Origin of the sequence: Streptomyces triticirhizae (genome assembly GCF_003696235.1) — a bacterium.
Taxonomy (GTDB): Bacteria; Actinomycetota; Actinomycetes; order Streptomycetales; family Streptomycetaceae; genus Streptomyces; species Streptomyces triticirhizae.
Genome location: NZ_RFFJ01000204.1, coordinates 1 through 10,354, shown reverse-complemented (window position 1 = coordinate 10,354; position 10,354 = coordinate 1). Strand labels below are relative to the sequence as shown.

Here is a 10,354-nt window from a genome sequence, read left to right as displayed (position 1 = left end):
GCGGGCGCGCCGGGGGCGCGCGCCGCGAGCCGCGCCACCGGGGGCGCCGACCCGGCGCCCGGCATCGTCAAGCCGCTGCCCGAGGACGCGTTCGTGGTGCACGGCACCAACGCCGAGACCCGCTGGTCAGCGCTGCGGGACACCGGCTACCACACGCCCAACGAGCTGTTCTTCGTGCGCAACCACACCGTCACCCCCACCATCGACGCCGAGGACTGGCGGCTGACCGTCTGGGGCGACGGACTGCGCGGCGGCGCCGTGGAGTTCGGCCTGGACGAGCTGCGCGCGCTGCCCGCCACCGTGCACACCGCCGCCGTGGAGTGCGCCGGCAACGGGCGCGGTTTCTATGCCACGCAGCAGGGCGAGACGGTCTCCGGCACCGCCTGGAAGCTCGGCGCCATCGGCGTCGCCCGCTGGCGCGGGGTGCGGCTGGCCGAGGTGCTGCGGCGCGCCGGGCTGCGCCGGGACGCCGTGGACCTCCAGCCGCGCGGCCTGGACGACCCCTACGAGGACTCCTCTGGCAACCAACTCGGCCGGGTGCGCCGCCCGTTGCCGCTGGCCAAGGCGCTGGACGACGTGCTGCTCGCCTACGAGATGAACGGCGAGCCGCTGCCGCCCGACCACGGCCACCCGGTCCGCGTGGTGGTGCCGTCCTGGATCGGCATCGCCTCCGTCAAGTGGGTCGGCGACATCGAGGTCTCCACCGAGCCGCTCTACTCGCCGTGGAACACCGACCTCTACCGTCTCTTCGGACCCGACCACCCCGAGGGCGGCAGCGCGCCGCTGACCCGGCAGACCCTCAAGAGCGCCTTCGAACTCGACTGGGACGCGCCCCTGGTGGCCGGCGAGCGGCACCGGCTGACCGGCCGTTCCTGGTCCGGCGACGCGCCCGTCCGCTCCGTCGAGGTCAGCGTGGACGGGGGCGCGAACTGGCGCCCCGCGCACCTGCGGGACACGCCGCGCGCCGACCGTTGGGTGCGCTGGTCGGTGCCCTGGACCCCGACCACCCCGGGGCCCGCGACCCTGCTGGCCCGCGCCACCGACGCCACCGGCGCCCGCCAGCCGGAGCGGGCCACGTTCAACGAGCAGGGCTACCTCTTCAACGCGGTCGTCCACCACCCGGTCCTGGTGACCGCCGGCTGAGACGCCCTCACCCCGGCTTCGGCCCCTGGATCGGGGTCAGCACATGCGTGACGGTCTGCTGGTAGATCACCGAGCTGCGGAAGTTGACCACCTCGCGGCGGGCGCTGACCCGGTCCATCAGGAAGGCGTGCAGATGCTCGATGGTGGGCACCGCGACATGGATCACGAAGTCCTCGTCGCCGGAGACCACCAGCACCGACAGCACCTCGGGCAGCCCCGAGAGATAGCTCTGGAAGCTGGTGATCACCTCCCGGCTGAGCGGCCGCAGCCGGGCGAAGATCAGCGCCTGGAGCGAACGGCCCAGCGCCCTGGGGTCAACGGCCGCGTGGTAGCCGGTGATCACGCCCCTGGCCCGCAGGTTGCGCACCCGTTCCAGACAGGTCGAGGGCGCGATGCCAACCAGCCGCGCCAGCTCACGGTTGGTGAGCCGTGCGTCACGCTGGAGATGGCCCAGGAGCGCCGAATCAATGTCGTCCATGGTCGCCATTCTGCGCTCAACTCCGAACACCGTTCGGTCGGTCCCCCACGCGGTCGTACCACGGGCTACGTTCGTCGCCGTAACCGCGCACCTCCGCCCGCACCGCAGAAGGGCCGCCGATGACGCCCACCACGCTCGCCGTCGACCACTACGACCGCCTGCTCGCCGAGCACTACACCTGGATGCTGGGCGGCGACCTGCCGGGGCTGGTGGCCGGACAGCGGGCGCTGCTCACGGAGTTGGGGGTGCGGCCGGACGGCGCGGGCCGCCGGGCGGTCGACCTCGGGTGCGGGCCAGGCCACACCAGCCTGGCGCTGGCCGGGTTGGGCTTCGAGCGCGTGCTGGCCGTCGACCTCAGCCGCCGGCTGCTCGCCGAGCTGGAGCGGAACGCCGCCGAGGTGCCCGCCGTGCGCCCGGTCCACGGCGACCTGCGGGCCGCGCTGCGCGAGCACGTCGGCCCGGGCACCGCCGACGCGGTGGTCTGTCTCGGCGACACCCTGACCCACCTGCCGACCAGGGGCGATGTGGCGGCGCTGCTCAACGACATCGCCGACGCGCTCACCCCGGACGGCACGGCGGTGCTCTCCTACCGCGACCTGACCGTTCCGCTGACCGGGACCGACCGCTTCCTTCCGGTCCGGGCCACCGAGGACCGGATCATGACCTGCTTCCTTGAGTACCCGGACGACTTCGACGACTACACCGTGGTCGTCCACGACCTCGTCCATGTCCGCGAGGTCGGCCGGGACGGCGGCGAGAACTGGACGCTGAAGACCGGCAGTTACCGCAAGCTGAGGCTGGCCCACGCCTGGGTGGTGCGCCAGTGCCACACCGCCGGGCTGCGGGTGGTCGGCGAACGCTCGGCCCAGGGCGGCGCCTGGCGCACCGTGGCGCTGCGGCTCGCCGGCTGAGGACCGGCGAGCCGCCCCGCCAGCGCCGCTCAGTCCAGCAACGCGTAGGCGGGCAGCGTCAGGAAGTCCACATAGGACTCGTCCAGCGCGATCTCCATCAGCAGGTCGAACGCCCGCTCCCAGCCGCCGGAGACATAGACGTCCTCGCCCACCTCGTCGCGGATGCTCACCAGCTGGTCGGCCGCGACCTGCCGGACGTACGGTCGCGTGACCCGCTCGCCGTTGTCCAACAGCACCCCGGCGTTGATCCACTGCCAGATCTGCGAGCGTGAGATCTCGGCCGTCGCCACGTCCTCCATCAGGTTGAACACCGCGACCGCGCCCCGCCCGGCCAGCCACGCCTGGAGGTAACGGGTGCCGACCTGCACCGCGTTGCGCAGCCCGTCGGCCGTCGGGCGGGCCGGGACCGAGGCGATGTCCAGCAGCTCCTCGGCCGTGACCGCCACGTCCTCGCGCAGCTTGTCCTTCTGGTGCGGCCGCGCGCCGAGCACCGCGTCGAACGCGCCCTCAGCCACCGGCACCAGACCGGGGTGCGCCACCCAGGAGCCGTCGAAGCCGTCGGCCGCCTCCCGCTCCTTGTCGGTGCGGACCTTCTCGAACGCGACCTTGTTGACCTCGGCGTCCTTCGAGGGGATGAACGCCGCCATCCCGCCGATCGCGTGCGCCCCGCGCTTGTGGCAGGTGCGCACCAACAGCTCGGTGTAGGCGCGCATGAACGGGGCCGTCATGGTGATCGCGTTGCGGTCGGGCAGCACGAAGCGCTCGCCGCCGTCCCGGAAGTTCTTCACGATCGAGAACAGGTAGTCCCAGCGCCCGGCGTTCAACCCCGAGGCGTGGTCGCGGAGTTCGTAGAGGATCTCCTCCATCTCGAAGGCGGCGGTGACCGTCTCGATCAGCACCGTGGCCCGGACGGTGCCCTGCGGCAGGCCCAGCGCGTCCTGTGCGAAGACGAACACGTCGTTCCACAGTCGCGCCTCCAGGTGCGACTCCAGCTTGGGCAGATAGAAGTACGGGCCCTTGCCCATGTCCATCAGCCAGCGGGCGTTGTGGAAGAAGTAGAGCCCGAAGTCGACCAGCGCGCCCGGGATCGCCCGGCCCTCGACCGTCAGATGGCGCTCGTCCAGGTGCCAGCCGCGCGGGCGGGTCACCACGGTCGCCAACTCGGCGTCGGGGCGCAGCGCGTACTCCTTGCCGCGCTCGTCGGTGAAGTCGATGCGCCGGCGGAAGGCGTCGGCCAGGCTCAGCTGGCCGCCGACCACGTTGGCCCAGGTGGGGGAGAGTGCGTCCTCGAAGTCGGCGAGCCAGACCCGGGCGCCGGAGTTGAGCGCGTTGACGGTCATCTTGCGGTCGGTCGGCCCGGTGATCTCCACCCGGCGGTCCTGGAGCGCGGGCGGCGCGGGCGCGACGGTCCACTCGCCGTCCCTGACCTCCGCCGTCTCCGGCAGGAAGTCGAGCCGGCCGGTGCGCGCGATCTCCGCGCGCCGGCGGCCGCGCAGCGCCAGCAACTCGTCCCGGCGCGGGGTGAACCGTTGGTGCAGCTGCGCGAGGAAGTCCAACGCCTCGGGGGTGAGCACCTCGTCCTGGCGCGGCACCCGGTGCCGGGCTTCCACGGTGACGGCTGACATGGGAACTCCTTCGTGACGGTTCCACCTCATGAGGGGCAGCAAAAATGGATAGTAGTTTCTACATCGTGGAAGATCAATGATGGGGTGGCGGCCCGGACAGCCGTTCCAGGTCGGCGGGTTGGTCGATGTCCTGCGGGCTGGCCACGTCCCCACACTCCACCAGCGTGAGCCGGTCCGCGCGCGCCCGCAGATAGTCGCGCGCCCCCCGGTCGCCCCGCGCGCCGGCCGCCACGGCGGCGAGATGCGCGGCGCCGAACAACACCGGATGGCCGCGCTCGCCCGCGTAGGCGGCCGCCGCCAGGGTCTCGGGCGAACGCAGCGCCCCCGCGACCCTGGCCATCGCGGCCGCGCTCACCCACGGCTGGTCCACGAGCGCCACCAGCGCGCCGGCCGGCGGCTCGGGCAGCGCGGCGAGCGCCGCCAGGCCGGCGCGCAGCGAGGAGCCCATCCCCGACTCCCACTCCGGGTTGCGCACCACCCGGCACCCGTCGAGCCGCGCGCAGGCCACCACCTCGTCCGCGCCGGCGCCCAGCACCACCACGACCGGCGCACACCCGGCTCCACGCAACTCCCCGGCCGCCAACTCCACCAGCGGACGCCCCCGATGACGCAACAGCGCCTTGACCCGCCCCCCGAGCCGCCGCCCGCCCCCGGCCGCCAGCAGCACCCCGGCCACACCTGACACCACGACAACCGGCCTCCGTTCCGCCGTCCGCGCACCGTCCCCGGCCGGCCCCGTCGGCCGGCCGGCGCCGGAAGGGCCCCGGCCGCTTCGGCGGGGGCCTGCTACTCCTCGCCCTCGGGCGCCGTGGCCAGCGCGGCGCCCAGCTCGGCCGCGACCTCCCTCAGCAGCGGCGCCAGCTTCTCCACCGCCTCGTCCGTCAGCCGCCCCGCCGGCCCCGAGACCGATATCGCGGCGGCCGTCGGCGCCTCCGGCAGCGCGACCGCGATGCAACGGACGCCTATCTCCTGCTCGTTGTCGTCCACCGCGTACCCGCGCTCCCGCACCTCGTCCAGCGCCCGCAGGAACGCGTCCGGCGTGGTGATGGTGCGCTCGGTCGCCGCCGGCATCCCCGTCCGCCGCAGCAGCGCCCGCACCTCCTCGTCCGCCAGCCCGGAGAGCAGCGCCTTGCCCACGCCCGTGGAGTGCGGCAGCACCCGCCGGCCCACCTCGGTGAACATCCGCATCGAGTGCCGCGACGGCACCTGCGCCACATAGACCGCGTCGTCGCCGTCGAGCAGCGCCATGTTCGCCGTCTCCCCGGTCTCCGCCACCAGCCGCGCCAGATACGGGCGCGCCCAGGTGGCCAGCGGGCGCGCCGCCGCCTCGCCCAGGCGGATCAGCCGGGGGCCCAACGCATAGCGCCTGTTGGCCTGTTGACGGACATAGCCGCAGGCCACCAGGGTGCGCATCAGCCGGTGGATGGTCGGCAGCGGCAGCCCGCTGCGGGCCGCCAGCTCGCTCAGCCCGGTCACCCCGCCCGCGTCGGCCATCAGCTCCAGCAGCGCGAAGGCCCGCTCCAGCGACTGCACCCCGCCGCCCCCGGCGGAGGACCTACGCACGTCGGACGGCGACACGGCGCGTTTCCTCCAGCGGACGAACGGGGTGGGTAGTGGTCACGGGAAGCCTACCGGCCCTTGACGGACCGGCCCCGGCGGCCGACCATCGAAGCTGCCCGGCTTCAACAAAACGTTGAACCCGCTCCGCCGTCAGCGACCCCCGAAGGGTGGCCGGTTGACCAGCACCGATGCCCCTGCCCCGCAGGGCGCCACGCCCGCCCCCGCGCCCCGGCCCGGGAACGCGCCCGCCACCGAACTCCTGCTCCGCGCCGACCGGGTGGTCACCCCCGACGGCGTCCGCCCCGCCGCCGTCGCCGTCGCCGGCGGCCGGATCACCGCCGTGCTGCCGCGCGACGCCCCCGCCCCGCCCGGCGCCTGCGTCGTGGACCACGGAACGGCGGCCCTGCTGCCCGGACTCGTCGACACCCATGTCCACATCAACGACCCGGGCCGCGCCCACTGGGAGGGCTTCCCCACCGCCACCAGGGCGGCCGCCGCCGGCGGCATCACCACCCTGCTGGACATGCCGCTCAACAGCCTGCCGCCCACCACCAGCCCCGACCGGCTCGCCACCAAACGGGCGGCGGCGCGCGACCGGGTCCACGTCGACGTCGGCTTCTGGGGCGGCGCCGTGCCCGACAACCTCGACCGGCTGCGCCCCCTCCACGACGCGGGCGTCTTCGGCTTCAAGTGCTTCCTCTCGCCCTCCGGCGTCGACGAGTTCCCGCCGCTCGACCCCGAGCGACTGGCCCGCGCCATGGCCGAGATCGCCGCCTTCGACGGACTGCTGATCGTCCACGCCGAGGACCCCGCCCAGCTCTCCGCCGCGCCCGCGCCCACCGGCCCCCGCTACGCCGACTTCCTGGCCTCCCGGCCGCCAGCCGCCGAACACGCCGCCATCGCACGGCTGGTGGAGCTGGCCGCCCGCCACGGCGCCCGGGTGCACGTCCTGCACCTGTCCGCCGCCTCCGCGCTGCCGCTGATCGCCGAGGCCAGGGCCTCCGGCGTCGCCGTCACCGCCGAGACCTGCCCGCACTTCCTCACCCTCACCGCCGAGGAGGTCCCGGACGGCGCCACCGAGTTCAAGTGCTGCCCGCCCATCAGGGAGGCCGCCAACCGGGACGCCCTGTGGGCCGCCGTCGCCGACGGCACCCTCGACTGCGTCGTCTCCGACCACTCGCCCTGCACGGCCGACCTCAAGGTGCCCGACTTCGGCCACGCCTGGGGCGGCATCGCCTCGTTGCAGCTCGGCCTGTCCGCCGTCTGGACGGCCGCCGCCGAACGCGGCCACGGCCTGGCCGACGTCGCCCGCTGGATGGCCACCGCCCCCGCCCGGCTCGCCGGCCTCGACCACAAGGGCGCCATCGCCCCCGGCCGCGACGCGGACCTCGCCGTCCTCGACCCGGAGGCCACCTTCACCGTCGACCCGGCCGCACTCCACCACCGCAACCCGGTGACCGCCTACGCCGGCCGCACCCTGCGGGGCGTGGTGCGCGCGACGTGGCTGCGCGGCACCCGCATCGTGGGAGAGGACACCGTGGCGGAGGGGGCCGCCGTCGTGGGAGGGAACGCCGATGACGCCGGGCGGCCACCGACCGGCCGCCTGATCGAAAGGACCTGAGTTCGCCGTGACCTCCCACCCAACTCCCGACCGGGCGACGGCCGTTGCGGCCGCGACCGTCTTCACCGGCCCGGCCGCCCCCTACGCGGGGGGCGACCCCTACGCCGACCACCGCGCCCCCGACCCGGCGGCCCTGCCCTTCACCCGGCTGCCCGACCTGGCCGACCGGCGGCTGGGCGGCTCGGTCACGGCGGCCAGCGACGAGTTCTTCGCCGAGCGCGAGAACCTGCTCAACCCGGGCCCGGCCCGCTTCGACCCGGCGGCGTTCGGCCACAGGGGCAAGGTCATGGACGGCTGGGAGACCCGCCGCCGCCGGGGCGTCCACCCCGACCACCCGCACCCGACCGCCGACGAGCACGACTGGGCGCTGATCCGCCTGGGCGTGCCGGGGCTGCTGCACGGCCTCGTCGTGGACACCGCCCACTTCCGGGGCAACCACCCGCACGCCGTGCGGATCGAGGGCACCCGCGTCCCCGGCACCCCGGGGCCCGAGACCCTCTTCGCGCCGGCCACCGCGTGGACCGAACTGGTGCCCCGCACCGAGGTCGGCGGCCATGCCGCGCACGCCTTCCCGCTGCCCGGCGCCGCGTTGGGCCGCTTCACCCACCTGCGGCTGAGCCAGTATCCGGATGGCGGGATCGCGCGGCTGCGCGCCCACGGCGAGCCGCTGGCCGACCTCGACTGGCTGGCCGCGCTCGGCACCTTCGACCTGGTGGCGCTCGCCCACGGCGGGCTGGTCGAGGACGCGTCCGACCGCTTCTACTCGCCGCCGATCCACACCATCCTGCCCGGCCGCCCCCGCACCATGGACGAGGGCTGGGAGACCCGCCGCCGCCGCGACGCCGGCCACGACTGGCTGCGCTACCGGCTGGCCGCCGAGGGCGTGGTGCGGGCCGTCGAGATCGACACCGGCTGCTACCGGGGCAACGCGCCCGGCTGGGCCGAACTCGCCCTGTGGAACGCGGAGAACGGGACCGGGGGCGGTGGTGGTGGCGGCCTCGTGGGCGGCGGCCTCGTGGGCGGAGCGCCGGCCGAGGCCGCCGTGGCCGGCCCGGGGGAGTGGCGGCTGGCGCTGCCCCGCACCCGGCTGCTGCCCGACACCGTGCACCGCTTCGTCCTCCCCGAGGACACCCCGCCGGCCACCCACGCCAGGCTCGACGTCTTCCCCGACGGCGGCGTCGCCCGGCTGCGGCTGCACGGTTCCCCGACCGAGGCCGGCTGGCGCCGCCTGCGCGAACGCCAGAACCCCACCGGTGCCCCGGCCTCCTGACGGTGGCCCGCTCGACCCCGGAACGCCGACGTTCCCTCGCGGCGCGCCGCACCCACGGCCGCCGCCCCTCTCAACGCGCCGGCGTGCACGCCCGCGCGTGCGCCGGAGCCGCCCGGCGCGACATGGGCATGGCGTCGCGGTCCTGTGAACTCCTGGGAAACATCGCCGAGATGAGGTTGACGCGCGTCATGCTACGCGCGTCACACTATTGGCATGGGCATGAATCACGCGCACTGGAAGACCAGGGCTGCCCGTGCCGGCTCCCTGAGCGTCCTCCTCGCGGCACTCCTGGCCGGCGGCCAGGGCGCCGCGTCCGCCGCACCGCACCCGACCCCTGCCCCCACCCCCACCGCCGTCGCGACCGCCCTCCAGCCGTGGGCCGTCGGCGACATCTGCTACGACGACCTGCCGTCCCAGGCGCACGACACGCTCGACCTGATCGCGCAGGGTGGCCCGTTCCCCTACCCGCAGGACGGCGGCACCTTCTACAACCGCGAGGGCCTGCTGCCCAGTCAACCCACCGGCTACTACCGCGAGTACACCGTGGAGACGCCGGGCAGCGACGACCGGGGCGCCCGGCGGATCGTGACCGGCGACTCGTACCAGGAGGACTACTACACCGCCGACCACTACGAGTCCTTCGACCTGATCGACTACGCCTGCTGACCCGCGCGCCGCCGCCGAGCCGGCGCAGACCGGCTCGGCCCGAGACCACGTCCCCCCACGGCGGCGCCGGGACCGCCCCCACCGGTCCCGGCGCCGCGACTCCCGTGCGGGCGCCGGCCGTTGGGGCGCCCGGAGACCTGGACCGAGCCGCGCCTCTTCTTCGAGGAGGCGCCGCCGATCGTCGCCGAGAACAGGGGCGAGACGGCTGGCTGGACCTCTGGACCATCTGCGACGCGACCGACTGCCATCTCTTCTTCTCCGACGGCAACGGCCACATGTACCGTTCGCAGACGACCGCCGCCGAATTGGCCGAGGGCTTCGACGACACCGCGATCGTGCTGGAGGACGCGGACCGGTTCTGGCTCTTCGAGGCCAGCGACGTCTACCGGCTCGGCGACTCCGGCGGCTGTCTGATGATCGTGGAGGCGCTGGCGGTCGCGTCCGACTGGCGGCGGTACTTCCGCGCCTGGACCTTGACAGCCTGGACGGCGAGTGGACCCCGCTGACCGACAGCGAGGCGGAGCCCTTCACCCGTTCCAACAACGTCCTGGACCCGGCCGTCGAGGGCGAGTACCCGCAACTGCCGTGAGGGCTCGGCCTGTTGACGCTGGACAACCCGCCCGCCGATCGCGGGCCGCTGATCAGGCCGCGCGCCCCGGCCGCGCCGGCGGAGCCGAGGCGGCGAGTGCCAGCAGCCACCGTTCCCGGCCGTGGCGGGCCACCAGTTGGAGGCCCACCGGCTCGCCGCGCCGGGTGCGGCCGGCGGGCAGGCTGATGGCGGGATGCCCGCTCAGGTTGAAAGCCCAGGTCAACGCGGTGGACATCGCCTCGCCCGGCCCCTCGTGGCCATGCGGGGGCCCGGGCGTGGTCGGCGTCGCCAACAGCTCGGCCACGGCGAACGTCTCGGCCAACGCGGCGTCGTTGAGGGCCCGTTCGGCCGGCTCGCCGGCGCGCAGCGCGGCCCAGACCGGCGCCGGGTCGGCCAGCCGCACGCGGTGCTCCGCCCGCACCAGCGGCCCGCGCGCCTCCCAGCGCGCCAGCGCGCGCTCCGCCACCGCCGCGACCTCGGGCGCCGTCGCG

11 protein-coding genes are annotated in these 10,354 nt (G+C 74.7%); 6 read left to right on the top strand and 5 right to left on the bottom strand.

All coding sequences use genetic code 11. The annotated features are described in order from the left end of the window. Window positions 1-1,143 (top strand): sulfite oxidase (locus EBN88_RS25245; RefSeq protein ID WP_122399362.1); only part of this gene is annotated, 1,143 nt, incomplete at its 5' end. A 7-nt stretch (window positions 1,144-1,150) separates the two neighbouring features. On the opposite strand, the gene EBN88_RS25240 is transcribed toward EBN88_RS25245, so the two are convergent. Then, window positions 1,151-1,621, bottom strand: coding sequence for an Lrp/AsnC family transcriptional regulator (locus EBN88_RS25240; RefSeq protein ID WP_122399366.1), 471 nt, complete (start codon window positions 1,619-1,621; stop codon window positions 1,151-1,153). Between the two features lie 119 nt (window positions 1,622-1,740). Between EBN88_RS25240 and EBN88_RS25235 the strand changes: the two genes are divergently transcribed. After that, window positions 1,741-2,532, top strand: coding sequence for a class I SAM-dependent methyltransferase (locus EBN88_RS25235; RefSeq protein ID WP_122399361.1), 792 nt, complete (start codon window positions 1,741-1,743; stop codon window positions 2,530-2,532). 29 nt (window positions 2,533-2,561) lie between these two features. On the opposite strand, the gene aceB is transcribed toward EBN88_RS25235, so the two are convergent. From aceB to EBN88_RS25220, 3 genes are all read right to left on the bottom strand, one after another. After that, complete coding sequence (gene aceB, locus EBN88_RS25230) at window positions 2,562-4,157, bottom strand: malate synthase A (RefSeq protein ID WP_122399360.1); 1,596 nt, start codon at window positions 4,155-4,157, stop codon at window positions 2,562-2,564. 73 nt (window positions 4,158-4,230) lie between these two features. After that, the gene (locus EBN88_RS25225; protein ID WP_233580946.1) at window positions 4,231-4,845 is read right to left on the bottom strand and encodes a nucleotidyltransferase family protein; all 615 of its coding nucleotides are present in this window, start codon (window positions 4,843-4,845) and stop codon (window positions 4,231-4,233) included. Window positions 4,846-4,943: 98 nt separating this feature from the next. Next, window positions 4,944-5,735, bottom strand: coding sequence for an IclR family transcriptional regulator (locus tag EBN88_RS25220; protein ID WP_122399359.1), 792 nt, complete (start codon window positions 5,733-5,735; stop codon window positions 4,944-4,946). A gap of 241 nt (window positions 5,736-5,976) precedes the next feature. On the opposite strand from EBN88_RS25220, the gene allB reads away from it, so the two are divergent. From allB to EBN88_RS25200, 4 genes are all read left to right on the top strand, one after another. Then, complete coding sequence (allB, locus tag EBN88_RS25215) at window positions 5,977-7,338, top strand: allantoinase AllB (protein WP_122399364.1); 1,362 nt, start codon at window positions 5,977-5,979, stop codon at window positions 7,336-7,338. 7 nt (window positions 7,339-7,345) lie between these two features. Then, the gene (gene alc, locus EBN88_RS25210; RefSeq protein WP_122399358.1) at window positions 7,346-8,608 is read left to right on the top strand and encodes an allantoicase; all 1,263 of its coding nucleotides are present in this window, start codon (window positions 7,346-7,348) and stop codon (window positions 8,606-8,608) included. A gap of 213 nt (window positions 8,609-8,821) precedes the next feature. Next, on the top strand, window positions 8,822-9,274 hold the full coding sequence (locus EBN88_RS25205) for a ribonuclease domain-containing protein (protein ID WP_233580944.1): 453 nt from the start codon (window positions 8,822-8,824) through the stop codon (window positions 9,272-9,274). Between the two features lie 104 nt (window positions 9,275-9,378). Beyond that, window positions 9,379-9,780, top strand: coding sequence for a non-reducing end alpha-L-arabinofuranosidase family hydrolase (locus EBN88_RS25200; protein WP_233580942.1), 402 nt, complete (start codon window positions 9,379-9,381; stop codon window positions 9,778-9,780). Between the two features lie 135 nt (window positions 9,781-9,915). On the opposite strand, the gene EBN88_RS25195 is transcribed toward EBN88_RS25200, so the two are convergent. Continuing rightward, window positions 9,916-10,354 (bottom strand): amidase family protein (locus EBN88_RS25195; RefSeq protein ID WP_233580940.1); only part of this gene is annotated, 439 nt, incomplete at its 5' end.